Raw genomic sequence first — 26484 nt, forward strand, 5'->3', positions numbered from 1 at the left:
GAGAAACCGATGCCCACCACTGTCCTGGCCACCGCGCTGCCGTACTCGCTTGCGGACGACGCGCCGTTCCACCTCACCGTCTTCATCACCCACAAACTGACGGGCGGCGGTGCCCTGCTTTCCGGTTATCCGGCGGCCGCGGACTGGCCGGGCACACTGGCAGGCTGCACCCTGACGCTGACTACCTCGCTGAATCCGGGCACGGCGTTGCCGCTGCGGGTGGTGTCCGCCGCAGACACCGGCGCCTGGGCCGCCGTCCTGCCGCCCGGCATCCCCGTTGCCACGTTCCCCACGCCCGTTCTGTCCGGCGAAACCTGGCGCACCAATCCCGCGAGCCGGATGAGCGACCACGCCGTGGACCTGCACCTCGCCGCCATCACTGCCGCGCCGGCGCTCAAGCCCGGCCTGGCGAACGACCCGGTGGCGGGCGGCCTGCTGGAAACGCTCGCCAATCTTGACGAGCGGGGCGCCTTGCGGCGGCTCCTGCGGGACGCCCCCGCACGTTCACGGCGCGCGCTGCAGGTCCCCGCGCAGCGCCTCAGGGATGCACTGGCCACGATCGGCCCGCTGACAGACCCGGACGACGCGGATCCGGAACGCGGCCACGGCCGCGAACTCCCGCCCCTGCCGCCCTACCAGTCGGAGATCGCCGAGAACCCATCACCCGTCCAGGTACTGCTGGACGATCCCAACGCCGACCTGCGGGTCACAAGGCGCCTCGACCGCCTCGTCGGGCAGGACCTCTCGGCCAACCCGCAGCTGCAGCTGTTGGTGGACGCCCACGCGATGCGGCGGTACTACGAACGGCCGGAACAGCCGCAGCAGGAACCACGGACCGTGCCTGATCCGGACGCGCCGCCCACGCCGCGTCCGGACCGGCCGCAGCACGACTTCCACGCCAAGGCCGCGTCCTTCGGTTCCACGCCCGCGCTCCTGCGCCGGCTCGGCCTCGCTATCGATGTGGTGCTCGACGGCGTGGATGCCGCCGGTGCGCGGACCGCCCTGGCTGGTGCCACCTGGGTCAGTGTCGCCATTTCGACGCCGGATGCCGACGTCGAGGTGCTCCCGCCGCGGCGCACGTCGGTGCTGGTGGAGGGCCCGGTGTTCGCGGCCAGGTCCAGCAATGCCTGGGTGGGCGGCGCGCTGCCGCTGGGTGATGACGACTGGGTGGTGCTCGACGCGGACCCGGACGCATCCGGGCTCAAACTCGACCAGCATGTCCGCAACCTCGCCCGCCAGTACGCGGGCGAGGCCAATGGCGACCCCGCCACGTCCGCGCCCGGCACCCTGCGCGCCACCGGCTTCGCCCTGGCGCGCCGCAACCGGGCCGCCCAGCTGCGTGCCCGCGTGCAGCAGGCCGAGCAGCTGGCCGCGGACGACGGCAGCCGCGAGCTGCTCCTGGATGACGTTGTCCGCGGCATCCGGGTGGAGGTTTGGGACGACGCCACAAGGCAGTGGCACAGCCTGCACCGCCGCCGTGTCACGGTGACCGGGCAGCCCGGCGGCGTGCCCGTCCTGGCGGACGCAGCCGACACCGGCTTCCTCCAGCTCTCCGCGCTCAACCGGGCCCCGGGCGATACCACCAACGGGTACTACCTGCACGAGGTGGTGGCCGGCTGGGACGGCTGGAGCCTGTCCGCCCCGCGGCCCGGCCTGACCATCGTGCACGTGGAACCGCCCGGGCCCGACGGCGCCACGGAAGCCGTCGTCGACACCCCGCCCGATGTGCCAATCGACGGCGCACACATCACCACCAGGGTGGAACCGGGATCGCTCCCGCGGCTGCGGTACGGCACGTCCTACAGCTTCCGGGTCCTCGCCGTCGACCTGGCCGGCAACTCCGTTCCCCAGGTGGCGCCCCACCACCGGATGCCGCCGGATGCTCCCGGCGAGGCAGCAGTCAGCGAGGCAGCTGTTGCCGCCGCCCGTACCCACCTTGACCGGCTGCGGAATTCCTACGGTGCGCGCGACCGTGCCGGGGTGGCGGCGGCCCGCCGCGACGCCGTCGTCGGGCATTTGCGAGCCGCCGGGCAGACAGCCGACGGAGCCGCGCCGGAAAAAGCCCTGCCTGCTGAGCTGTTGTCAGGCGACCCGGACATCGATGCCACACTGGCGGGCCTCGTGGCCCAGGCCTCAGCTCCCGAGGGGGCGGCGCCGGCACAGCGCATGCTTGACGACGTTGAAGCGGCCTCGCGCATCCTCGCGGAATCCAATGACACACTCCGTGTCCGGCCGCAGCTGCGCGTCGACCCCGCCGACTTTGCCCGCCTGGCGCGGAACGATGACCTGGAACTGCCGGAGGAACTTCGGCTGGCCGCCCGGCCCGCCGTCACCGCTCCCCGGCCCTACCTTCGGTGGGAACCGGTTCCGGCTCCTGCCCTCGTGGCCCGCCAGGCGCTGGGAACGGGGGAGCAGCCGGCCCACCTGGTGGTCCGGAGCGGTCTGCCGCCCGGTGAGGGACTTCCGGGCGGGGACCCGGATGCGCGGCCCGCCGCCGAGCGGCACATCGCCCCGCCGAAGGCCACCCAGCTGGAGGCCGAGGCCGCCGGGTATTTCGACGCCGCGATCGGCACGGGCAACGCCGCCGAGATCCGCCGGCAATACGCGGTGGCCCTCGCCGAACGGGGGACCCTGCTGGACCAGTTCGTGCCAAGCCTCACCGATCCCAGGACCACGGACGAGCAAAACGGAATCGCCCTCGTGGACCGGCCCGGGGCGGACACCGGGTCGGCGCACCGGGCCACCCTGGCTGACATCACTGCCGACCGCGGGCGGCCCATCGGTGAGGGCCAGTACGTGGTGCACCACACCGACGCGCTGCGGCTGCCCTACCTGCCGGACCCCTTTGCCACCGGTGTCTCGCTGGTGTTCTATGAGGCGGGCGCGCTGCATGGCCTTCGTGAGCCCCGGGCGCTGCAGTCCGTCACGGTTCCCTACCCGGGATCGTGGCCCGCGCTGCAGCCGCTGCGGCTCGTCCTGGAGCCCGGCGACACGCTGGCCGCCCGCGTCGACGGCCACGCAATCCGTGTGTCCGTCCCGCCGGGGGAGCAGGTGCGGGTGGCGCTCTCCAGCACCCTGGACCTGGCATCGCTGGACAAATTCGGCCTGTGGCGGTCGCACCTTGCCAGCGTCGCAGACCCCGAAGACGGCTACACCACCGACGAGGTGGTGGCCGCGGCAGCCCTCATGCGTGCGGCATCCTCGGGCTGGACCTGGTGGCTGACGCCGTCGACGGACCTTCGGCTGGTACATGCCGTTCCCGCGCCCGTCCGGCCACCGGAACTCCGGGCACTCGAGGTGTTCCTGCGCCCGCCCGGCCGGGCGGTGGCGGCACTGACCGGCCTGGTGGACGTGCACGGCCCGAGCACCGACACCCTGCTGGTGCGCGCCCGGTGGACCGAGACCGTCGATGACCCCGCCGCCCCGGGGCCGCAGGCAGTGTCCAAATCCGACGTCGTGGTGCGTTCCGCCGTCGCCGCAGCCGAACGCACCGGGGTGCTGTTCCTGTACGACTTCCTGCCGACCGGCCCGCTGGCAAAGGCGCTCCGGAACATCGGCTTCCACCGGATGCTGCAGACCTTCGAGGACACCCACTACCGGCGCGTCACGTACGTTCCCTCGGGTGCCACCCGGTACTCGGAGTACTTCCCGCAACTGCCTGACCCGGAGGATCCGGTCCTCGCCGGCGAACCGGTGGAGCTCGACATTCCCTCGTCGGCACGCCCCGCCGCACCCCTTGTTGTCGATGCAGTACCGCTGCTGCGCTGGGAGGCGGCGCCCGAACCGGCCGGCCCCTTCGCCTGGCGGCAAGTCCGGCGCTCCGGCGTGCGCATCTGGCTGGCCCGGCCATGGTTCTCGTCCGGCGACGGCGAACTGCTCGGCGTGCTCGTCTTCGATCCCGATGAATGGGTGCAGCAACCGGACGGTTCCTGGGCCCGCCGGCCCAAGGCCCGGCAGACACCCGACGCCGCCACCAGCCTGTGGGCAGCGGACCCGATCATCCAGCATGGCGGCAGCACGTCCTCGCCCACCGTGCCGCCCCTGCTCACGGTCGACCAGCTCATGCTTGACCTCGTGGAAACGGGCGCAGCGGAGGGCATCGGCATCAGCCCACCTCTTGGGGGCAGGCCGCCCGGCGGGCGGGACCGCGGCTGGCCCGACGCGCCCGGGAATCCTGTGGCCGTCGCCGCGTCCGTGCCATTGCGGGACGTCCGCGGCCGCCCATCGGTCCGGGTCCTGGGTTACCAGCCGGAGTACGACGAGGCTTCGGGCCGCTGGTTTGTCGATGTAGCCATCCACGAGACACCAGCCCTGTGGCCCTTCGTGCGCCTGGCGGTGGCCCGCTACCAGCCACACTCGATCCCCGGCTGCGAGCTCTCCCCGGTGGCGCTGACCGGCTGGGTGCAGCCCCTGCCCGCCCGGACGCTGACGGTCAGCCGGCCTGACGCAGGGCATGTCCACGTGACACTGACCGGGGTGGTCAGCTGGCTCCGCTGGGATCCGCACGGGGCGCCGGGCCTGCCGGGGGAGCAGCTCAGCGCCGACAGCCCCACGGGCGAGGCCGCCACCAGGGCATCCCGGCTGCAGCAGTCCCGGACGGTCCGTGCGTCGGTGCAAAGCCGGGCTGCCGGGGCGGGCGACCTCGAATGGCAGACGGTGTCCAGCTGGCTGCTGCTTGCCGTCAGCGTCGAAGAAAGCGGCGGGTTCCGGGCTACCTGGTCCGGGGCCATCAACCTGCCGCCGAACGCCGGGACTCCAGCCGGGGATGCGGCCAGCGTCCCGGGCCTGCGCCAGCCGGGGAGACCGGACCCGCTGTGGCGGGTGCTGGTCGAGGAACATGAACTGCTCGACGCCGACCCCGCACCGGGTGAGCGCAGCGCCCGCGTGCCGCGCCTCGTCTATGCGGACAGTGTGGCGCTGTAGGCGGGCCTGAACCGGGTGAATTAGTTCGATGAAGAAATGCGTTGTCGCCATGTCGTTTTATGAACTAATTTGTTGAACCGAGAATTGGCGTTACTTCAAATTGAGAATTGTGTGAATGTGCGTCAGGGAAATTGGAGGTTTATTCCCGCCGCGAATACTTTTCGAAGGTGACAACAACACAGACCGAAGCCGCGACCCGCGCCGTCGAAAAACTCGTCCTTGCTCTCGCCGAAAAGCACCCGGAAGTCGAGGTGTGGCGGGCATCAGCCCTGACAAACCACTACCTCCATGACGCGGCGACGGCAAAGTCAGCCGTACCGTCCCAGGCCGGTCCCGCCGTCGCCTTCCCCGCCACTGCCGGGCAGGTCCAGGCCGTGGTCCGTGCCGCCGCCGCGCACGGTGTAACAGTGGTGCCCCGCGGCGCGGGCTCCGGACTCTCCGGCGGCGCCAGCGCCCACCCGGACCAGCTGGTCCTGTCGACGGAGCGGCTCAACCGCATTGTTGAGGTCTCGCCGCTGGACGGCGTCGCCGTCGTCGAACCGGGCGTTATCAACGCGGACCTGAACGCCCACCTTGAACCCTCCGGACTGTTTTACGCGCCGGACCCCGCAAGCTTCGAAATCTCCTCCATCGGCGGAAACATCGCCACCAACGCCGGCGGTCTGCGGTGCGCCAAGTACGGCGTGACCCGGGAATCAGTCCTGGCCCTCGACGTCGTCCTCGCCGACGGCAGCCTCATCAGCGTGGGCCACCGGTCCATCAAGGGAGTCACCGGACTGGACCTGGTCTCCCTCTTTGTCGGATCGGAGGGCATCCTGGGCATCGTGGTCAGGGCAACGGTCCGCCTGCACCCGATCCCGGTGGCACGCCGGACGCTGACGGCGTTCTTCGACAGCACCGCGGACGGCGCGGCAGGCCTCTCCGCCATCACCCTGTCTCCGGTCCGGCCCGCCGCGATTGAGTTTTTCGACACCCCCACCCTGGAGAACATCGACGAATACTCCGCGTCAGGCCTGCGGGACCGGGGCGCCGCGCTGATCCTCGTTGAGCTCGACGGCTACGGCATCGACGAGCAGGCGGCCGACCTCACCGCGGCACTGACGCGCAGCGGAGGGCGGGTCACTGTTGAATCGGACAGCGAGGGCGTCCGCCTGTGGGGACTCCGCCGCCACGGCCGCGGACTGCCGCAGGACCAGTGGTTCATCGGCGAGGACATCGCCGTGCCGAAGTCACAGCTGCCCAAAGTCTACGAAGCCTTCCCCGCACTGGAGGCGCGCTTTGGCGTGAAAATCTCGGCAGTCTCGCACGCAGGCGACGGCAACCTCCATCCCCTCATCACCCTGGACAGGGGGCCCGGCGGCGACCCTGCCCGACCGCCTGCCGCCCTGCAGGAGGCGGCAACGGAGCTGGTCCGCGTGGCACTCGCCCTCGGCGGCACCGTCACCGGCGAACACGGCGTGGGCACCATCAAGCGCGACTGGGCGGCCCTTGAGCTCTCCGCGCGGAGCCGCGACGCGCAGCACGCCATCAAAGCCGCCCTCGATCCCCGCCAGCTGCTTAACCCCGGCAAGGCCATCTAGTACTTCCCCCGCGACACCCCCTCATCTTTCCTCAAGGAGAATTCCCATGCACTCACCCGAAATCCGGCGCCGCGCCTTCCTCGCGGGCGTCAGCGCCATCACCCTCACCGGCCTGCTCACCGCTTGCGGCGGGACGGCAACCTCCAGTACCGCCAACCCGGGCACACCTGTCGACGGCGGCAACATCACCTTCCTGATCCAGGGCTACGACACCGGCTGGGTGTCCAGCAAAACGTCGATCTCCAGCTACGAAGGCAACCTCTGGGGGCAGATCACCGACAAACTGGTATACGTCGACGAAAAGGGCGCGCTCAGCCCCTGGATCGCCGAAAGCTGGGAGGAACTCAACGGTGCCAGGGAGTTCGTGCTGCACCTGAAGAAAGGCGTGACGTTCTCCGACGGGACCCCGCTGGACGCAGCCGCCGTGGTGGCGAACCTCAACGCGTGGGCCAAGGGTGACCCGGCCCGGGGCGTGAGCAAGGTGGGTCTCTTCCCGTCCAGCAACTTTGCGGGCGCCGAGGCCACGGACGCCAGTACCGTCAAGGTGTCCTTCTCGTCACCGGCGCTGGGGTTCATCGCCACCCTCGGCTACCACGGCTGCATCCTGCTCTCACCCAAGACCCTCGCGCTCCCGGTCGAGGCGCAGGCCGACCTCAGCCAGGAGATCGGCAGCGGACCCTTCAAGGTCAAGTCATGGAAGCAGGGCGACAGCTACGTGCTGGAGAAGCGCGCGGACTACAACTGGGGTCCCGCAGCCCTCGGCCACACCGGCCCGGCCCGGCTGGACACCATCACCTACAAGGTCATCAAGGACACCTCCGTCCGTACATCCACCGTCGCATCCGGCCAGGCCGAGGTGGCCTTCAACGTCGAGCCGCAGGAAATCGAATCCCTGAAGGAACAGGGCTTCACGGTGGGCACGCCCCGCTACCTCGGATTCGTGGACGGCTTCCAGGTCAACACCCAGGCCTTCCCCACCAACGAACTCCCCGTCCGGCAGGCGATCCAGCACGGCATCGACCGCGAGGAAATCCGGAAAACGGTCTACACCGATGACTGGGACGCCGCCACCACGTTCATCCAGGGCAACGTCCCCGAAGCCGGCGACTACAGCAGCTCCTTCGCCTACGAACCCGACCGCGCCAAAAAACTCCTCGACGACGCCGGCTGGAAGGAAGGTTCGGAGGGCTACCGGACCAGGGACGGCAAGACCCTCGAGTTCACGCTGTCACCGAACCCGTACGTGCCGTCCACCGCGGCCGAGGACGAGCTCATCGCCCAGCAGCTTAAGCGCATCGGCGTCAAAGTGAACCTGAAGGTGGTGGACGTGGCCGGCTACGCGGCCATCCAGGCCAGCCGCCCGCCGCTGTTCCAGACCTCGCGGAGCTTCGTCGACGTCGGCACGGTGGCCGGGGTGCTCACCAGCCAGAACAACGGCGAGAACTGGTTCAACCTTGGCACCGGCGACCAAAAGCTCAACGACCTTTCCACCGCCATCGCGAGCGCATCCGACCGTGAGTCCCGGGCGAAGATCGCCGGCGAACTCCAGCAGTACGTGCTCGAGCAGGGCTACTTCATCCCGCTCAACCAGCTGGTGCAGCGCCTCTACCTCATCTCGCCCAAGGTCCAGGGCGTGAGCTACAACGGCCTGGCGTACGCCAACTTCTACACTGCCTGGATCTCCGGATGACAAGCCAGTACAAGCGATATGCCCTCACCCGGGCGGCCCAGGCCATCGCCGTGGTCCTGCTGGCCTACGTCCTGACGTTCCTGGTGATCAGCGTGCTTCCCGGCGACTCGATCACCAACTCCCTGCGCGATCCGCAGCATGGCCTGAGCGAGGAGGAGATCCAGCGGATTGTCGCCTTCTACGGCCTGGACAAACCCGTGCTGGTGCAGCTGGCGCTGTCCCTGGGGCGTTTCCTGACGGGCGAACTCGGGTTCTCCCTGCAGTCCAACCTGCCGGTGGCACAACTGATCGGCGACGCCCTGCCGTCCACCCTGGGGCTGGCGGCGAGCGCGCTCGTCATCGCCGTCGTCCTGGCCGTGGCCATTGCCTACGGCGCCCACTACCTGCCAGGGAAATGGGCGGCCGTCCTGCGCTCCATCCCGGCATTGTTCCTGTCGGTGCCGAACTTTGTCATCGGGCTGGTGCTGATTGAGCTGTTCGCGTTCCGGCTGCACTCCTTCACCACCACCGATCCCAACAGCGCGGCAGCCACGCTCTTCGCGGCCATCACCCTGGCCATTCCGGTGTCCGCCCCGCTGGCCGAGGTCCTGATCGCCAGCCTGGACCATGAATCCCGGCAGGACTACGCCCTGGTGGCCCGGTCCAGGGGGCTGAACGAGGCGTCCCTGTTTGTCCGGCACCTGGTGAAGCCTTCGGCCCTTCCCACGGTGACCATGGTGGCCCTGATCGTGGGCGAACTCCTCGGCGGGGCCGTCATCACCGAAACGACCTTCGGCCGGGACGGACTCGGAACCGTGGTCCAGAAGGCCGTCACCGGCGAGGACCAGCCGGTCCTGCAGGCAGCGGTGGCACTGTCCGCCATCGTCTTTGTGGCCGTGAACCTCATCGCGGACCTCGTCTCGCCGCTGGTGGATCCCCGCGTCAAAGTCCGCACGGAGGTGCACGCATGACCAGCGAAATTTCCCTCGCCCCTGTACCCCGCGCCGTCCCTGCCACCCGCCGATCGTCCTCGGGTGTGCCGCCTACCGTGCTGCTGTCCTTCCTGGCGGTGCTTGTTGTTGTCCTGTGGTCCCTGCTGCCCGGACTCTTCACCTCCTACAGCCCCGTCGTCGGCGATACCGCGGCGAAGCTCGACGCCCCCAGTGCCGCGCACTGGTTCGGCACCGACTACCTTGGCCGGGACCTGTACGCCCGGGTGGTGTACGGCACAGCCTCTTCAGTCTCCAGCGCGCTGGTTGCCGTCCTCATCGGCCTGGTCGTCGGAGGCGCCATCGGCCTGGCCAGCGGCTTCCGCGGCGGCTGGGTGGACACAGTACTGGGACGCTTCGTTGACGTCCTCCTGGCCATCCCCGGCTTCCTGCTTGCCGTGGTGATCGTCAGTTCGCTCGGCTTCCAGACGATCAACGCCGCCATTGCCACCGGCGTGACGGCGGTTGCGGTGTTTGCCCGGCTGATGCGCGCCGAAGTGGTGCGGGTCCGCAGCGCAGCTTTCGTCGAGGCGTCCTACCTTGAGGGCGGCTCCCGGCTCCACGTGCTGCTGAGGCACATCCTGCCCAATGCCTATCGGTCCGTCCTGGTACTGGCCGTCCTGCAGTTCGGAACCTCGATCCTGGTCATCGCTTCCCTCGCGTTCCTCGGCTACGGCGACCCGCCACCGGCGTCGGACTGGGGCCTGCTGGTGGCCTCGGGCAAGACCTACCCGACGGCGCCGTGGCTGGTTTACGCCCCGGCCCTGGTCATCGTCATCACGGTGCTCTCCGTGAACCGGATCAGCCGCTGGCTGCGGAAGGTCAAGTGACCGCCATGACCCTGCAATGGAAGGACAACGACGTGCCAGGAACGAACGACGCCGAAGCACTGCTCGAGGTGGCCGGCCTGTGCGTGGCCTACGGCCGCAACAGTGTGGTGAACGACGTCGGGTTCATCCTGGAGCGCGGCGAAAGCCTGGCGCTCATCGGCGAATCGGGTTCCGGGAAATCAACAATAGCCAAGGCCGTCCTCCGGCTGCTGCCCCACGACCAGGCGACCGTCAACGGCAGCGTCCACCTGGGCGGACGCGACGTCCTCGCCCTGCCGGAGAAGGAATTCCGGCCCCTGCGTGGCCGCTCGCTCGGCTACATCCCGCAGGACCCGGGCTCGGCACTGAACCCCGTGCGGACCATCGGGTCCCAGGCACAGGAGGCCGCCGCGCTGCTGGGCACAGGCGACGCCGATACCCGGCGGTCCGGCATCCTTGACGTTTTCAAGGAGGTCGGCCTGCCGGACCCGGCCCGCGTGTACGAGTCGTATCCGCACCAGCTCTCGGGCGGGATGCTGCAGCGGGTGCTGATCGGGTTGACAGTCCTGCCGCGGCCCGCGCTGATTGTCGCTGACGAACCCACGTCCGCCCTGGACGTGACCGTCCAGAAACTGATCCTGGACATGCTCTCCGAATTCCGCCGGGACCTGGACATCAGCCTGCTGCTGATCACCCATGACCTGGCCATCGCCGCCGAACGCGCGGACTCCCTGGTGGTGCTGAAGGACGGGGCGCTGCAGGAGAGCGGGCCGTCGCGGCAGGTGTTCGCTTCTCCTGCGACTGAGTACGCCAGGAACCTGCATGCCGACGTTCCCGCCCTCAACCCGGACCGCTACCGGCACCACCGGTTGGCGTCCGCGCTGCAGCCGCCGGCCGCCGTCGTGCCCCAGATCCAGGTACAGGGCGTCTCCAAGCGCTACTCCGCCGGCGGCAAGGACACCCTCGCCGTTGACGGGGTTTCCTTCACCGTGGAACGGGGGAGCACGCACGCACTGGTGGGCGAATCCGGTTCAGGCAAGACCACGGCGGTGCGCCTGCTGCTCGGCCTTGAACAGCCCGACGGCGGCGGGATCACCGTCGGGGGCGAAGCCGTCCATGGCCGCTCGCGGGACTCCCTCCGCTCGGTCCGCCGGCACCTCCAGCTCGTCTACCAGAACCCGTTCACGTCCCTGGATCCGACCTGGCGCGTCAGCCGGATTGTCGGCGAACCGCTGGACCAGTTCCGTGTCGGCGACAAGGCGGACCGTGCCGGGCGCGTCCGCGAAGCGCTGGAGTCCGTTGGCCTGACGGCGGAGTTCCTGTCCCGCCGGCCGGCCGACCTGTCCGGCGGGCAGCGCCAGCGAGTGGCCATCGCCCGTGCCCTGGTGATGCGCCCGGACGTCGTGGTGCTGGATGAACCGACGTCGGCCCTGGACGTGAGCGTGCAGGCCGGCATCCTCGAACTGCTCACCCGGCTGCAGGGCGAACTGGGCCTGACGTACCTGTTTGTCTCCCACGACCTGGCGCTGGTCCGGCAGATCGCGGACACCGTGTCCGTGCTGCGGCGCGGCAAGGTGGTGGAGGACGGCCCGGTGGAGCAGATCTTCTCCCAGCCGCAGCACCCGTACACCCGCACGCTCCTGGATGCCATCCCGAGGGTCTCGTCCCCGGAACTGCAAGGCACACCCACCCTCCCTCAACTCGCAAAGGCGACACGATGACCACAAACCTGACCGAACGCCCGCTTGTGACGGCCGCGCCCGCCCGACGGCCCGCCCTGATCGCAGGACTCAGTGCCCCCAAAGGCTTCGGTGACGCGACCCTGCGCAACAAGCGTTCTGACGCGATCGAACTCCTGGGCGGCATTCCCGATCCCGGCGTGCTGCCCACCGAGCAGCTCGCCGCGGCGGCGTCCCGGGTGCTGTCCCGTCCCGGTGTCCCGGCCCTGCAGTACTCCCGCACGGAAGGCATCTCGCCCTTGCGCGAGTGGATCGCGGAACGTGAGGGTGTCGCCGTCGAGCGCGTTTTGGTCACGAACGGTGGCTTCCACGGGTTGGCCCTGGCCATTCAGGCGGTGGTGGAGCGGGGCGACCTCGTCGCCGTCGACAACCCGATCTTCCCGCTGTTCCTGCGGGGACTGGAGCTGTCCGCCGCGCGCACCCTGCCTGTCCGCGTTGGTCCGAACGGCCTGGACGTCGAAGAGCTGGCAGACCGGCTCCGGGACGGCGCCCGCCCGTCTGCGCTGTACACGGTGCCGGACTTCCATAACCCCACGCAGGGCTCGCTCCCGGCTGAGGCGCGCCGCGAACTTGTCAGGCTCGCCGAGCATTATGGCTTCATCATCCTGGCCGACAACCCGTACCGCGAGCTCTGGTACTCCGCCCCGCCCGAGGGAGCGGATATCTTCAACTCCTCGGACCACGTCATCCACATCAACACATTCACCAAGACCCTCGGTCCCGGGCTCCGCCTGGGCTGGTCCATCGTCCCGGAGCACCTGGCGGGGGACCTCGTGGCGCTGCGCAGCCGGCACGATTCGCACACCTCCACGTTCGTCCAGGCCGTTGTCGGCGAACTGCTGACGGCAGAGCCCGGGCTGTTCGATGCGACCCTCGGTCGGGCCCGGACGCTGTACCGCAGCCGTGCCGAAACCCTCGTGGCCGCCCTGGAGCACGAGGCCCCTGGAACCTTCGACGCCGTTGTCCCCGACGGCGGGCTGTTCCTGTGGCCCCGGCTGCGCAACGACGCCATCAAGGCTGACGTGCTCGCCGCACACGCCAGCGCCGAAGGAGTCGAGTACCAGCAGGGCTCGTTCTTCCCGTCCGGTCCTGGCACCGACGCTGACCGCCACCTCCGCTTCGCCTACGGCCACGTGGACGGCGCACAGCTGGAAGAGGCCGCGGCACGCATCGGGCGGGCCGTGAAAAAGCAGGCAGGCTAGGCCCCGCTGCATTCCGCGGGATGGCACTTAACGGCAATGTTCGACGCCGGGACTGCCGCTAAGTGCCATCCCGCTGGAGCTGGGCGATGAGGGCGTCGAGGATGGGCAACTGTCCGCGCACCAGCCTGGTGCGGGCAACTGTCTCTGTGGCCCACTCGGCACGGTCGATCTCGGGGAAGTCCCGGATCACGCCGGACCCTCTGGGCCATTCCAGCGGGAAGGTGTTGCTCACGATCCGCTCCGGCGCGAAATCCGACTCCGCCGCGAACACGGTGATGACCTTGCCCGAGGGCTGTTTAAAGATCCCCAGCTCCCGGTAATCGGCGGCAGGGGCGGGCACGCCCATCTCCTCGGCGAACTCCCGCTGGGCGGTTGCCCACGGGTCCTCGCCGTCGGTAAACTCGCCTTTGGGCACCGACCAGGCGCCGGCGTCCTTGCGGGCCCAGAACGGCCCGCCCATGTGGGCGATCCAGACCTGCAGGCCCGACGCCGGGTCCCGGCGGTACAGCAGGATGCCCGCGCTGCGGACGGTCATGTTCGCTCCATCGGGCTAGGCTATACCGCTCCGCTGCCGCTCTGCCTTTTGCGGCCGGCGCTGTTGCCAAAGTTGCCTGAGAGGTTCACAGTGAAGTAGGTCACATTGAGGCCGGGAATCCTGCTGCGGTTCCACCGGGAGCCGTCTACCCGCTGTGGAGGTCAGCCATGAGCCAGACTTCTGAGGAAGTATTCGACGCCACGCCCGAGGGCGACGGGCCGGAACTGAAGCGGGTCCTCGGCCCCAAGCTCCTCCTCCTTTTTATCGTCGGCGACATCCTCGGCGCCGGCGTCTACGCCGTGACGGGCACCATGGCCGGCACCGTAGGCGGCATCGTCTGGCTGCCATTCCTGCTCGCGTTCGTCGTCGCGACGCTGACCGCGTTCTCCTACCTCGAACTGGTCACGCAGTACCCGCAGGCAGCCGGTGCCGCGCTCTATACGCACAAGGCCTTCGGCATCCACTTCGTCACGTTCCTGGTGGCGTTCGCCGTGGTCTGCTCCGGCATCACCAGCGCCTCCACCTCCGCGAACGTCCTCGCCCAGAACTTCTTCGGCGGCCTTGAGGTCAACGGCTGGATGGAAGTACCTGCGCAAGGCGTGATCACCGCCGTCGCCATGGGCTTTATGCTGCTGCTGGCGGCGATCAACCTCCGCGGCGTGGGCGAGAGCGTGAAGTTCAACGTGGTGCTGACCATCGTCGAGATGACCGCCTTGTGCATCGTGATCGGCGTCGGCTTCTACGTCATGGCGCAAGGCACGGGGAATCCGGGGGAGATCTTCGTCTTCAGCGACTACCAGGACAAAGGCCTGTTCCTGGCGGTCACCGCGGCCACCTCCATCGCGTTCTTCGCCATGGTCGGTTTTGAGGACTCCGTGAACATGGTGGAGGAGACCCAGCACCCGGAGAAAATCTTCCCGCGGACCATGCTCACCGGTCTCGGCATAGCGGTGATCCTCTACATGCTCGTGGCGATTTCCGTAGTCAGCGTACTGACGCCCACCGAACTTGAAGGGATCAGGGAAGCCGAAGGTGCCGCCCTGCTTGAGGTGGTCCACAAAGGCTCGCCGGACTTCCCGATCGACCGGATCTTCCCGTTCCTCGCGGTCTTCGCCGTCGCCAACACCGCACTGATCAATATGCTGATGGCAAGCCGCCTGATCTACGGCATGGCCCGGCAGCACGTCCTGCCCAGGCCGCTCGGTAAGGTGCTTCCGGGGCGCCGCACCCCGTGGGCCGGGATCCTGTTCTCCACCCTCCTGGCGCTGGGCCTGATCTGGTACGTCACGTCCGACCCGAAGAGCAATATCGTGGCCAACCTCTCCGGCACCACCGCGTTCCTGCTGCTCTGCGTCTTCACCGTAGTGAACGTGGCCTGCGTGGTCCTGCGCGGCAAGCGGGACCCCAACCGCAAGGTGTTCTTCACCTCGCCAGGGCAGTTGCCGCTTCTCGCCGCGCTGCTGTGCGCCTTCCTCGCGGGACCGTGGGTTGGCCGGAACGTGATCCAGTACCAGATCGCTGGAGGCTTGATGGCCATCGGCGTGGTGCTGTGGTTCATCACGTGGCTGATCAACAGGCGAACCAACGCCGGCCCGGACGGTTCCGTCGGCCTGCAGAACGTCGGCAAGGACGACAAGGGCTGACCCTGAGCGGGGCCGCCCCCTTTCGGCGGTGAAGAATCCGCGGTGACGTCCCCATGCCATTGCCATGACGTCATGATGACGTCATACTGATGTCATGGACCTGCAACAGTACGTGATGAGCCTCCAGGAGCAGCTGCGTACTGCCTCCGCAGCCGGCGGCGAGCCGGCACGTGAACTTGCCGCCCGCCTGACCGCGCCGCTGGAGACCGCCTCCCGGCTGGTCCTGCTGGAGGCGCTGGCGGCCGCCGCCAGCGAGATCACCCGGGAACTTGCGCCGGGTTCAGTGGACGTCCGGCTCCGCGGCCGCGATCCCGAGTTTGTGGTGACACCTCCGCCGGCCAGTACAGAATTCGACGACGCCGCGGACAGCCTTCCGGTCGACCCGTCGCCCGCCCAGGACGGTGATGACGGTCCGGCCGCCAGGTTCACCCTGCGGCTGCCCGAGCCGCTCAAGGTGCGCATCGAGGAAGCAGCCGCCAGGGACAAAGTCTCTGTCAACGCCTGGCTCGTCCGCTCCGTCACCGCTTCGCTGGACGGCGCTGGCAACGGACGAACCGAGCCGCGCCGAACCCCGTCCGGCGGACGCACCTTCACCGGCTGGGTCCGCTAGCACTCCGACGCGAAACCCCCATCAAGGCACTGACTGAACAGTCCAAAGGAAACCGCAATGCCGACCTTCGAAACCCCCGACCGCATCTCCCTGAACGTCGAGTACAACCTCGGCGACATCCGCGTCACCGCCAGCGACCGGACCGACACCGTTGTTTACGTCCGCCCCAGCGACGCCGGGAGGGCCGCTGACATCAGGGCCGCCGAGCAGACCAGCATTGACTTCTCCAACGGCGCCCTCTTCATCAAGGGGTCAAAGGACTGGAAACGGTTCGCCATCCTCACCGGGAATGGCGCGGTTGACGTCATCGTCAAGCTGCCGTCCCATTCCGACGTCCGATGGGAGGCCGGGATGGGGAAATTCGACGGCGAAGGGAACCTTGGACAGTGTGACCTCAAAACCGGCATGGGCCACATCCGGCTCGGCCGGGCGGATGCTGTGAAGGCGGAATCCGGCTATGGCGACGTCGTCGTGGACCGGGCCGCCGGCGACGTCGACCTCAAAACCGGGTCCGGTGAAATCCGCGTCGACCGGATCGGCGGTTCCACCCAAATCAGGAACTCCGACGGACACATCAGGATCGGGGACGCGGCTGGCGAAGTCCACATCAAGGCGGCCAACGGCAACATCCACATCGGGAGGGCGCAGTCGTCGGTGACCGCCAAATCCGCCAATGGCAAGATCCGGGTCGGCGAGGCCACGCGCGGCTCCCTGGTCATCGAAACGGCCTACGGCGACGTGGGCATCGGCATCCCCGAAGGCACGGCGGCGTGGCTGGACGTCAGCACCAAGTACGGGAAGGTCCGCAACGCCCTGGCCACAGCCGAGGGCCCGGGGGAATCCACGGAACGCATCGAAGTCCGGGCCCGGACCTCGTACGGCGACGTCGCGATCCACCGGCCCGGACAGCCAGTGCAGCCAAGCAGAATCCAGTAATTACCCGGTAACCAGTTCGGAGCCCGACTGGCGGGCCTGCTACTTCCCCATGCCGGGATGGATGGCCACAAACTCGATGGCGGACTGGACTTTTTTCTTCGGCCCCCGGGAAAATCCCTTGGCGTCGAGCTGGTTCTGCGCGCGGTAGACGGCCAGGGCGTCGTCGTAGATCCGGTTCAGCTCCAGGCCGCTGAACACCTCCCGGGAACCGTCAGCGAAGGTGACAGTGACCTCGGCGCTGCCGGGAAAGTGGCGTTTCATCCGGATGAAGCCTTCGGTGTCCTGCTGGAGAGTGATCATGCTGGTCCTGCTTTCGTAAGTGACTTTCCTCCAGTCTCTCCTACGTCACGCTGCCGCAGGGACAGTCAGCCCGGCACCGGCCATGCGAGGAGAATGGGCGTGTGACCTCTCTGCGAATTCCCCTGACATTCGACCTGGCCTCCATAGGCGCAGGGCTGGCCTTTGCAGACTCCCTGGGCGACCTGACAGCGGCGCTGCGCCCGGGCGGTGCGGCTGGGACCGCAGTGGTGCAGGCGCCGCCGGGCACGGGCAAGACCACCCTGGTGCCGCCGCTGCTCGCCAACCTGCTGGCCGCCACTGACGGGCAGGGACAGCGGCGGGTGGTGGTCACCCAGCCGCGGCGGGTGGCCGCCCGTGCAGCGGCCCGGCGCCTGGCCGCCCTCGATGGCAGCGGGCTCGGCGACAGGGTGGGCTATACGGTCCGCGGCGAACGCCAGGGGAGCCCCGGGACGCTCATCGAGTTCGTCACCCCGGGGATCCTGCTCCGCCGGCTCCTGGATGACCCGGGTCTGGAAACGGCAGGCGCGGTGATCCTGGACGAGGTCCACGAACGCGGCCTGGAGACGGACCTGCTGCTGGGCATGCTCACGGAAGTGCGGCAGCTCCGCGGAGACCTCACCCTGGTGGCAATGTCCGCCACCCTGGACGCCCCGCGCTTCGCCGCGCTGATCGGGAGCGCATCCACGGGAGAAGCAGAAGATCACGACGGCGGCGGGCCGGCTCCAGTCGTCGACTGCCCGTCCGCGCTGTACCCGCTGGAGGTTCAATGGGCGCCGTCGGGAGTGGCACGGCTGGACGGACGGGGCGTGACGCGCGCATTCCTGGACCACGTTGCGGACACCGCTGCAGCGGCGCACGCCAGGGCGGGCGCAGACACGGACACGCTGGTGTTTGTGCCCGGCGCCCGGGAGGTGGCCCATGTGGCAGCTCGCCTGCGCGGCCGCACCGGCGCGGGAACGGAGGTCCTGGAGCTGCACGGCCAGGTCGGCCCGGCGGAGCAGGACCGTGCCGTCTCCGGACGCAGCGACCACGCCCTGTCCCGCATCATCGTCTCCACCGACCTGGCCGAATCCTCGCTCACCGTCCCGGGGGTCCGACAAGTGGTGGACTCCGGCCTGACCCGCGAGCCGCGGCGGGATGCAAGCCGGGGCATGTCCGGACTGGTGACCGTTTCGTGCTCACGGGCGTCCGCTGACCAGCGGGCCGGCCGTGCCGCGCGGCAGGGCCCGGGCCTGGTGGTCCGCTGCTACGACCAGCGGGCATTCGGCGCGGCCCCCGCCCACGTGACGCCGGAGATCGCCGTCGCCGACCTCACCGCCGCGGCCCTGGTCCTGGCCTGCTGGGGTTCGCCCGGCGGCACCGGACTCGCGCTCCCGGACGCCCCTCCGCAGGCAGCAATGCAGGATGCTGTTGAAGTCCTGCGCGAACTCGGCGCCGTGGCAGCGGACGGCCACGCCACCGCGCTGGGCCGGACCCTGGCCCGGGTCCCCGCCGATCCCAGGCTGGCCCGCGCACTGCTGGACGGCGCCGGAGCCGTGGGCGCGCGGACAGCCGCAGAAGCGGTCGCCCTGGTGGCGGGGGACCAACGGGCACCGGGGGCCGACCTGACCAGGCTCCTGGCCGAACTCCGCAGCGGCAAGGAGCCTGCCTCCCGGCGGTGGACTGAGGACGTCCGGCGGATGGAGGCGATCGTGCGGAAGGACGGCGCCGGCGTCGCGCCCTCTGTCCTTGACGCCGCGCCGGGCAAAGCGGAAGCGGTGGGTGCCGTCGTCGCCCTCGCGTTCCCGGACCGGGTGGCGCGGCGGGTTCCGGGGGCGGGACCGGAGCGTTACCTTCTGTCGTCCGGCACCCGGGCCGGGCTGCCCGCGGGTAGTTCCCTGGCCGGTCATGAGTGGCTGGCGGTGGCGGAGGTGTCGCGCGCGGAGGGCCGGGACGCAGCCGGAACGGGTGCTGTGATCCGTTCCGCTGCGCCCATCACGGCCGACACCGCGGAAGCAGCAGCCCGCCACCTCCTCACGGACACCGTCGAGGCGACGTTCGGCAAGGGCCGCGTCACGGCACGGCGGGAACGCCGGCTGGGCGCGATTGTCCTGTCCTCCACACCCGTTCGCCCGTCCGCCGCCGAAGGGCGTACGGCGGTGGCCCGCGCCCTCGCCCAGGAAGGGCTGGGAACCATCGGATGGTCGACGGCGGCGGACGCCCTGCGCCGCCGGCTTGCCCTGCTTCGCCGTGAACTGGGTGAGCCGTGGCCCGACGTTTCCGAGCCGGCCCTGCTCGCCCGGCTCGATGACTGGCTGGGACCGGAGCTCGAGAAACTGGCAGGGGGAGCCGCCACCGGCACCATCGACCTCACCGACCCGTTGCGGCGCCTGCTGCCATGGCCCGAGGCCGCGCAGCTGGCCGAACTCGCGCCGGAGACACTGGAAGTGCCCAGCGGGTCGCGCGTCCGCATCGACTACCCCGACGTGCCGGACCGTGCCGTTGGTGATGCTTCAGGCGCGGATTCTGCAAGGACGGACGACGGCGGCCGGCCGGTGGTGGCGGTCAAGCTGCAGGAATGCTTCGGCTGGGCGGACACGCCGCGGCTGGTGGGCGGCCGGGTGCCCGTGCTGTTCCACCTGCTGTCGCCGGCACGGCGCCCGCTGGCCGTGACGGACGATCTGGCGTCCTTCTGGTCCGGGCCCTATGCGCAGGTGCGGTCGGAGATGAGGGGCCGCTATCCCAGGCATCCCTGGCCTGAGGATCCGTGGACGGCGCAGGCAACCGCACGGACCAAATCCCGGATGTAACGCCGTCGTGGGGCGGATTCATGTCCCCCGAACGGCAGCGTGAGAGGAGCGTTACATGGCGGAAATGTGGCGTCGACGTGCTGAAACATCCCGCCGTTAGGCTCGTCGATACGTGGACAGCGTGGTCCACACCACGACATGAAAGGACGCAACGATGTTGCTTTTGAGTAGCCTGAACCTCTTGCTCGACGCCCGCCGGAGTGACGACAACCGTGCGTACAGCAGCGGAAGCGGCAAGACGGAGTTCCCTAACGGCCAGTTGACCTCCACCGCCTGGGAAGGCTGGTGGCACGACGACGCCGCGTAGCTGACGCCGGGCCACCGGCCGGTTCGGCGCCCTGCCGGGACCCGTTACTGTTCGGGAATCCAGTAAGGTGCCGGGACACCGGCTCCGGTGAGGTTGTCGCAGCGGACCAGTTGGGTGCCGATCCGCGTCAGCGGACAGTAACCGGTGTTGATGCCGGTGTCCTCCGGCGCTGCCGGCTCCCTGGCGCTGGCCGGTGCCGGAGCGATGACCGCCAGGAGGAAGAGCGCAAGCGTAGCTCCCGTCCTGCGGCGTGAACCGATCGATGAATACATGGCGTTTCCCTTCAGGATGTGCGGGTGCTGACAGATTCAGCCTGCTCTCCCGTGCCACGGCGCCACATCAGGCGGTGCCCCTCAGAACCAGGCGGGGTACCCCTCAGATCTGTACCGGCCGGACACAGGGGTGCAAGCTGGGACTGTGGCAAAACCGTTGGACAACGGCGGCCCGGATTTCATCGGACGGGCAGCGGACCTGGCAGAACTGGCCGGAGTCATCAGTGCCGTCTGTGCCGGTAGGGCCCGGACGTTCCTCATCTCCGGGGACGCCGGAGTGGGGAAGACGGCGCTGGTTGCCAAGGCGTGCGCGGCTGCTTCTCCGGAGGTTGCCATCCTCACGGGTGCAGCACTGCCGCTGGCCTCCATGGAAGTGCCGTTACTGGCCCTGCGCTCGGCGTTCCGTTCCGCCGGAGCAGCCCGTGTTCCGGCGCCGTCCCATCTCTGGGAGGCCGGTCCGGAGCTTCCCCTGCTTATCGATGAGTGGCTCACGGGGCTCAGCCTGGAGCGGCCCGTCCTGCTGGTGGTTGACGACCTGCAGTGGGCGGATCAAACCACGTTGGACGTCCTGATGTACCTTGTGGCCGGCCCGGAGGAGCGCCGGCTGGGGGTAATCGGAACCGTACGGCACGACGACGTCGGCGCTGGCCATAAGCTTGTCCGCTGGCTGGCAGATATCCGGCGGCTGCCCGGCGTGGGCACCAGGACGCTGGCTCCGCTCGACAGGCCGGACACAGAGGCGCAGCTCGCCGCGATCCTGGGCGCGCCGCCGCACCGGACGCTGGTCAACGAAGTGTTCGCCCGCTCGGCCGGCAACCCCTATCTCAACCTCCTGCTGGTGGCCGGCCTTGAAGCTGGAGACCGGCATCTTCCGGCCGGATTCCCGCCTGACCTGAAGTCCGCCGTCCTGCGGTCCTGGCAAGGGCTGTCACCTGAAGCCCAAAAACTGACCCGGATCATGGCCGTCGGCGGAAAGGCCACCAGCGGGGCCGACCTGCGGGAGGTCGCCGCGCCGTCGTTTGATCCCGAACGCATACCGGCGGCCCTGCGTTCCGCGGCGGAGGCAGGAATCCTGGACCTGGCCCCGGATGGAACCTACTGGTTCCACCATCCGCTCATCGCCGAAACACTGGAACTGGCGCTGGATGCCGACGACCGCACGAGCCTGCATTCGGCGTTCGCCACGTACTACGAACGGCAGCTCGACGGCGGCACACGCCCGGATGCCGCCGTCGTGGTTTCCCTTGCTGACCACCACCATCAGGCCGGCCATACCGCTGATGCTTACCGCTGGGCACTGGTAGCGGCGGACGTGGCACGTGGGTCCGGAGCGAACGGCGATGCGCTGCGGATGCTCAGCCGGGCCCTGGATCTGCGCCAGGGACTGCCAGATGCGAAAGAACCAACCTTGGATCTGTGGGACCGGGTCCGTCAGGCTGCTTACGAGGCCGGGGCACTGTCCGTGGAACTGGAATCCATCGAGGCGCTGCTGGGCGGGTCCGACCTTCCCGGCGGAGCGCTTGCCCGGGCCGGGCTGATGGTGCGCCGCATGCACCTGCAGCTGTCCACCGGGCAGGGGTTCTTCCCCCTGCCCGACATCCGCGAGGCAGTCAGGCTCTCCGCAGCCGCGCCCCGCAGCTGGCAGCACGCCCTGGCCCTGGCCGAGCTGTCCCATGCAACCATGTGGCACAACGAGCCGGGTGCCGAGGCTCCCGCCAGGCAGGCACTTGCCGTGGCCAGGGAGGCCGGGGACCACCGGGCGCTGTCCTACGCGCTGACCGCGGCGGCCATCGCCGAGACCAACGCGGGGCACCCCCAGGCAGGTATTCCCCTGGCGGCCGAAGGAGCAAAGGAGGCGCTCCAGGCGCGTGATTTCTGGGCCTTCGTCCACGCAACATATTGGACGGGCAACGCGAAAGGGCCCTGGACCAGTGCAGCGTATGCGGACCTGTTGCACCGGGCCAGGCAGGAACTTGTGGACCGGGGTGCGCCCCACGGATACACGGCCAAAATTGCTGCAGACGAAGCGGCCAGCTACCTGGCCGTCGGTGACTGGCGGAAATGCCGGGCTGCGCTGCGGGTCGCTCTCGGCTTTGATCCCGGACCGATGGGGGACGTGGGTGCCAGGCTGACGGCCGCACGGCTCGCGGCGCTGCAGGGCCGGCACGACGAGGCCTCGGTCCACCTTCATCGGGCCGACGAGCTGTATGCGGAGACTTCAGGTCTCCTCAACCTGGACTTCGACGCGATCCGTGCGGAAGTTAACGCCGCGGCCGGGCGCCCGGAGGCAGCCTTCGAAGCGGCGCTCACAGGTGCCACCGGCCCGGGTCCGCCGCCCACCATGTGTGAGTGGCTTCTTCCCGTTGCCGCGCGCGCACTCGCGGACCAGGTCCAGCGCGCGCGGGACACGGGCTCACCGACGTCAGGCCTGCTGGCCACCGCCAACGATCTCCAGGATCGCTTCCCCGGCATCCTGCACGAACGTTTGGGGGAGACGGAGCTCTACCGCCGGCAGGTGAAAGCCTTTGAACTCCTCTACGCCGCGGAGCTGGGCAGGGCACGGAATCCGAACGGCAACGGGCCGGAATGGGCGCGGACAGCCGATGCCTTCCGGGACGCGTCCCTGCCGTGGGAGGAAGCCTACGCCTGCCGGCGTGCGGTGGAGTCGCTGCTGCTGCATGGGCACAACCCTGGCCATCACGCGGCCCAGCTCCTCCGCCGGGGACTCGCCCTCGCAGCGGAGCTCCAGGCCGAACCGATACGGGAGGCCCTCGAGGGCCTCGCCGCGAGGGCGAGGATCCCGGTGGTGCCAGTGGCTGCCAACGGGCAGCGCCCTGCAGCAGTCCTGCCAGGCCTGACACCCCGGGAGCTGGACATCCTCGACCACGTGGTTGCGGGAAGGACCTACGGCGAGATTGCGCGGGCGCTGTTTATCAGCGAGAAGACGGTCAGCTCACACATCTCCAACCTGTTGCGCAAGACCGGCGCAGCGAACCGGCTGGACCTTGCGCGGCTGGCTTCCGCCGGTCCTGCGTCGGGTCCTCCGGCCGGCGCTACAACAGACCGGCCGCGCTGAGGTGCCGGGCAGAGGTGCCGGTCACCCGCGCGTCCGCATAAAGTCCGCAACGGTCGCCGCGAGGGAGGCGCCCACCTCATCGGCGCTGCGCTTTTTGCCGGCCACTGCGAACGAATGGTCCCCGCCGTCGATCCACTCCAGTGCGGCGGACTCGCCGATCCGTGACACCACACCCTCCAGCAGGTCCGGGGTGGCGAACGTGTCGCGGGAACCCTGCAGGAACAGCATGGGCAGCGTGAGTCCGTACAGGTGTTCGTCGCGGATTTTCTCCGGCTTGCCCGGCGGGTGCAGCGGATAGCCAAGGTAGACGAGCCCGGCGGCAGACATACCTTCCGCAACCGCCATCGACGCCATCCGGCCGCCGAATGACTTGCCGGCCGCCCACACCGGCCAGGTGTCCCCGTGTCCGGCGCCCTGCCGCGCTGCCTCGTCCATCGCGGCCCGCCAGGCCGCGATGGCGGCAGGCGGCCGGTCCGGGAACTTCCGCCCGGCCTCCCGGTACGGGAAGTTGAAGCGCAGGGTGGCGACGCCTTCGTCGTTGAGGGCGTCGGTGAACCCGCGCATGAAGGGATGCTCCATACCCGCGCCTGCCCCATGGGCCAGCACCAGGGTGGCAAACGGCTGCTCGGGACGTGCGTAGGACGCTGAAACCCCGACGTCGCCCACGGCGAAGGTCAGGGCGGACTCTGAGACGGTCATGGATCCATCATGCCGGATTCAGTCCTGCTTCCGTCCTGCTTCTGCCCGCGTGCGGTTCCGTCAGCCTTCCGGTTCCGTCAGCCTTCCGGTTCCCTCAGCGTACGGTTCCGCCCTCGGTCTCTCCCGTCCGCGGCCCGGCGGCCTGGCGGTTGCCTGCACAGGCACGGCACAGCAGGGAGACAGCCGGACGTTAGCCCGGCGCCGGAGAGTGGGAGTCAACCCGATCCTGGAGGAACCACCATGACCGCTGCCCTTGCCGCCCCCTTGTCCACCGCTAGCGCAATCCCATCCGCCGCGAACCCGGCGGCCGCTGATCTCAGCGGGGTCTCGGAGTGGGTGGTCGGCGTCATGGAGGCTGTGGGCGCACCCGGGGCAGGGCTGGTGGTGGCACTGGAAAACCTGTTTCCCCCGATCCCCAGCGAGGTGATCCTTCCGCTCGCCGGCTTCACCGCAAGCCGCGGCGGCTTCAGCCTGCTGGACGCCATTCTGTGGACCACGGCCGGGTCACTGCTGGGCGCCTACGTGCTGTATCTCCTGGGCCGATGGCTTGGGAGGGACCGTACCAGGGCCCTGATCGGCCGGATCCCCCTGGTGGCCGTCGCCGACGTCGACCGGGTGGAAGCGTGGTTCGCCCGCCATGGCAGCAAGGCGGTCTTCCTGGGCCGCCTGGTGCCGCTGTTCCGGAGCCTCGTCTCCATCCCCGCCGGGATCGACCGGATGCCGTTGTGGCGTTTCCTGGGACTGACGCTCGCGGGAAGCCTCATCTGGAACTCGGTCCTGATCCTGGCAGGATACTTCCTGGGCGAGAACTGGCCCCGGGTGGAGGAGTATGCCGGTGTGCTCCAGTTGCTGGTGATTGTTGCCGTGGCCGGTTTGGTGGTTCTGTTCGTTGCGAAGAAGCTGCGGAAACGGCGGGAGCGTGTCACCGTCTGAGCCCATTCTGTTTGCCGGGGAATGGGCGGGGTGTAGCTTGTCCCCATGGCGAGCGAACAGACCACCCTTACCGTCCCCGGCCCGAACGGCGACCGCGAGATGCGGATTTCCAGCCCCGGCAGGGTCCTTTGGCCCGAGCTGGGACTGACCAAACTCGACCTCGCACGCTACATGGTGGACGTGGGGGAGGCGTTCATCTCCGCGAACGGTGACCGGCCGGTGGCGCTGCAGAGGTTCTCCGAAAACGTCGAGGGAGACCAGTTCTTCTCGAAGAACCCGCCCAAGGGAACACCGGATTTCATCCGAACAGTGAAGGTCGTCTTTCCGAGCGCGCGTTCGCATCCCATGCTTGTCCTCGACGAGCCGGCCGCCGCAGTGTGGGCCGTACAGATGAATACCGTGGTGTTCCACCCGTGGCCCTCTTTGGCCGGGGACACAGACAACCCCGACCAGCTCAGGATCGATCTGGACCCGCAGCCGGGAACGGACTTCGATGACGCCGTCCCGGCAGCGCTGGCGTTAAAGGAGGTGCTGGCGGAGGCCGGCCTGGCGTGCTTCATCAAAACGTCAGGCAACCGCGGACTCCACGTGTACGCGCCAGTTGAGCCCACTCGTGAATTCCTGGACGTCCGTCATGCCGTGATCGCTGCCGCCCGGGAGCTTGAGCGGAGGATGCCGGACAAGGTCACCACGGCCTGGTGGAAAGAGGAACGGGGCAAGAAGGTGTTTCTGGACTTCAACCAGGCCAACCGCGACCGGACCATCGCCGGCGCCTACAGTCCACGCGCCCTGGCCAACGCATCAGTATCCTGCCCGATCAGCTGGGATGAGCTGGAGAGCATCAGCCCGAAGGACTTCACAATCCTTACGGTCCCGGACCGGCTGAAGACCGTTGGCGATCCCTGGGCCGGCATGAACGCGAACCCAGGCACGATCGATACGCTCCTGGGCTGGTGGGACCACGATCTGAAGGCGGGACTCGGCGAGCTGCCCTTCCCGCCCGACTATCCCAAGATGCCGGGCGAACCTCCCCGCGTGCAGCCCAGCCGGGCCCGCAAGCCGGACTAGGTCGCGGTCCGGCGTCCGGCCCCCGCCAACACCTCTTAGCCTGCCGCCGGGCGTGGTCTGCGGGCAATAATGTCAGTGCCTCCCGCCATGATTGGTATATGGGAAGAGCGGCGGTGGCGAAGGCATTTGCGGATATCGATGCTGCCTATGCGGTGCTTAGTGCCGAAGTGGACGGGACCGGCTCCGGCGCGGACGCGGATGACGATCCGATGCAGGACACGTCAGATCTTTGCCTGGACATCCTGGCGGGGGCGGCCCGGTCAGAGCCGCGGATGGCAGCGTTGAAGGCCCAGGCCGCCGCGAAGTACGCGGACAATGTCCAGGCAATGGCACCTCCCACCATGTCCGCGCAGGCGCAGGAGGCGTCGACGGCTGCGGAGATCGCGTGCGTGCTGACCATCGGGC

Annotated in this window: 19 protein-coding genes and 1 pseudogene; 16 read left to right on the top strand and 4 right to left on the bottom strand. The window is 69.0% G+C overall.

Annotated elements, in window-relative coordinates:
- Window positions 1-9: 9 nt before the first annotated feature.
- The 7 genes from EYS21_RS20860 (at window position 10) to EYS21_RS20890 (ending at window position 12911) form a co-directional block, all read left to right on the top strand.
- Window positions 10-4923 carry a hypothetical protein gene (locus EYS21_RS20860; RefSeq protein WP_131135159.1) on the top strand — a complete coding sequence of 1638 codons (4914 nt, stop codon included), beginning with the start codon at window positions 10-12 and terminating at the stop codon, window positions 4921-4923.
- A gap of 167 nt (window positions 4924-5090) precedes the next feature.
- Window positions 5091-6503, top strand: a complete 1413-nt coding sequence (locus tag EYS21_RS20865) for an FAD-linked oxidase C-terminal domain-containing protein (RefSeq protein WP_131135160.1) — start codon at window positions 5091-5093, stop codon at window positions 6501-6503.
- Between the two features lie 46 nt (window positions 6504-6549).
- Window positions 6550-8193, top strand: a complete 1644-nt coding sequence (locus EYS21_RS20870) for an ABC transporter substrate-binding protein (protein WP_131135161.1) — start codon at window positions 6550-6552, stop codon at window positions 8191-8193.
- Window positions 8190-9143 (top strand): ABC transporter permease, encoded by a 954-nt coding sequence (locus EYS21_RS20875; protein ID WP_131135162.1) that lies wholly within the window; start codon window positions 8190-8192, stop codon window positions 9141-9143. The genes EYS21_RS20870 and EYS21_RS20875 overlap by 4 nt, the downstream gene beginning before the upstream one ends.
- Window positions 9140-9991, top strand: a complete 852-nt coding sequence (locus EYS21_RS20880) for an ABC transporter permease (RefSeq protein WP_131135163.1) — start codon at window positions 9140-9142, stop codon at window positions 9989-9991. The genes EYS21_RS20875 and EYS21_RS20880 overlap by 4 nt, the downstream gene beginning before the upstream one ends.
- Before the next feature lie 5 nt (window positions 9992-9996).
- Window positions 9997-11691: an ABC transporter ATP-binding protein gene (locus tag EYS21_RS20885; protein WP_131135164.1), complete on the top strand. Its 1695-nt coding sequence runs from the start codon at window positions 9997-9999 to the stop codon at window positions 11689-11691.
- Window positions 11688-12911, top strand: a complete 1224-nt coding sequence (locus EYS21_RS20890; protein WP_131135165.1) for a PLP-dependent aminotransferase family protein — start codon at window positions 11688-11690, stop codon at window positions 12909-12911. The genes EYS21_RS20885 and EYS21_RS20890 overlap by 4 nt, the downstream gene beginning before the upstream one ends.
- 58 nt (window positions 12912-12969) lie before the next feature.
- Here the strand turns inward: EYS21_RS20890 and EYS21_RS20895 are convergent, their stop codons facing one another.
- Window positions 12970-13446, bottom strand: coding sequence for an NUDIX domain-containing protein (locus EYS21_RS20895; protein ID WP_131135166.1), 477 nt, complete (start codon window positions 13444-13446; stop codon window positions 12970-12972).
- 167 nt (window positions 13447-13613) lie between these two features.
- Here EYS21_RS20895 and EYS21_RS20900 point away from each other — a divergent pair, with 167 nt between their 5' ends.
- The 3 genes from EYS21_RS20900 (at window position 13614) to EYS21_RS20910 (ending at window position 16635) form a co-directional block, all read left to right on the top strand.
- On the top strand, window positions 13614-15089 hold the full coding sequence (locus tag EYS21_RS20900) for an APC family permease (protein ID WP_131135167.1): 1476 nt from the start codon (window positions 13614-13616) through the stop codon (window positions 15087-15089).
- A gap of 94 nt (window positions 15090-15183) precedes the next feature.
- A complete protein-coding gene (locus EYS21_RS20905) occupies window positions 15184-15699 on the top strand; it encodes a toxin-antitoxin system HicB family antitoxin (RefSeq protein ID WP_131135168.1) in 516 nt (171 codons plus the stop codon).
- Window positions 15700-15756: 57 nt separating this feature from the next.
- On the top strand, window positions 15757-16635 hold the full coding sequence (locus EYS21_RS20910) for a DUF4097 family beta strand repeat-containing protein (protein ID WP_131135169.1): 879 nt from the start codon (window positions 15757-15759) through the stop codon (window positions 16633-16635).
- A gap of 39 nt (window positions 16636-16674) precedes the next feature.
- Here EYS21_RS20910 and EYS21_RS20915 read toward each other — a convergent pair whose 3' ends face one another.
- A complete protein-coding gene (locus EYS21_RS20915) occupies window positions 16675-16935 on the bottom strand; it encodes a hypothetical protein (protein ID WP_131135170.1) in 261 nt (86 codons plus the stop codon).
- A 101-nt stretch (window positions 16936-17036) separates the two neighbouring features.
- Here EYS21_RS20915 and hrpB point away from each other — a divergent pair, with 101 nt between their 5' ends.
- Window positions 17037-19724 carry an ATP-dependent helicase HrpB gene (hrpB, locus tag EYS21_RS20920; protein WP_242633543.1) on the top strand — a complete coding sequence of 896 codons (2688 nt, stop codon included), beginning with the start codon at window positions 17037-17039 and terminating at the stop codon, window positions 19722-19724.
- Window positions 19725-19878: 154 nt separating this feature from the next.
- Complete coding sequence (locus EYS21_RS23495; RefSeq protein WP_165478370.1) at window positions 19879-20031, top strand: hypothetical protein; 153 nt, start codon at window positions 19879-19881, stop codon at window positions 20029-20031.
- 44 nt (window positions 20032-20075) lie between these two features.
- Here EYS21_RS23495 and EYS21_RS20925 read toward each other — a convergent pair whose 3' ends face one another.
- The gene (locus EYS21_RS20925) at window positions 20076-20303 is read right to left on the bottom strand and encodes a hypothetical protein (RefSeq protein WP_131135172.1); all 228 of its coding nucleotides are present in this window, start codon (window positions 20301-20303) and stop codon (window positions 20076-20078) included.
- A 145-nt stretch (window positions 20304-20448) separates the two neighbouring features.
- On the opposite strand from EYS21_RS20925, the gene EYS21_RS23935 reads away from it, so the two are divergent.
- Window positions 20449-23379 (top strand): LuxR family transcriptional regulator, encoded by a 2931-nt coding sequence (locus EYS21_RS23935; protein ID WP_131135173.1) that lies wholly within the window; start codon window positions 20449-20451, stop codon window positions 23377-23379.
- A gap of 21 nt (window positions 23380-23400) precedes the next feature.
- On the opposite strand, the gene EYS21_RS20935 is transcribed toward EYS21_RS23935, so the two are convergent.
- On the bottom strand, window positions 23401-24078 hold the full coding sequence (locus EYS21_RS20935) for an alpha/beta family hydrolase (protein WP_131135174.1): 678 nt from the start codon (window positions 24076-24078) through the stop codon (window positions 23401-23403).
- A 240-nt stretch (window positions 24079-24318) separates the two neighbouring features.
- On the opposite strand from EYS21_RS20935, the gene EYS21_RS20940 reads away from it, so the two are divergent.
- The 3 genes and pseudogenes from EYS21_RS20940 to EYS21_RS20950 all read left to right on the top strand — a co-directional run.
- Window positions 24319-25011 (top strand): DedA family protein, encoded by a 693-nt coding sequence (locus EYS21_RS20940; RefSeq protein WP_131135175.1) that lies wholly within the window; start codon window positions 24319-24321, stop codon window positions 25009-25011.
- Between the two features lie 45 nt (window positions 25012-25056).
- Window positions 25057-26079 (top strand): non-homologous end-joining DNA ligase, encoded by a 1023-nt coding sequence (gene ligD / locus EYS21_RS20945; RefSeq protein WP_131135176.1) that lies wholly within the window; start codon window positions 25057-25059, stop codon window positions 26077-26079.
- A gap of 113 nt (window positions 26080-26192) precedes the next feature.
- A pseudogene (locus EYS21_RS20950) lies at window positions 26193-26484 on the top strand (endonuclease); the annotation flags it as partial.

Origin of the sequence: Arthrobacter sp. S39 (genome assembly GCF_004320525.1) — a bacterium.
GTDB lineage: Bacteria > Actinomycetota > Actinomycetes > Actinomycetales > Micrococcaceae > Arthrobacter.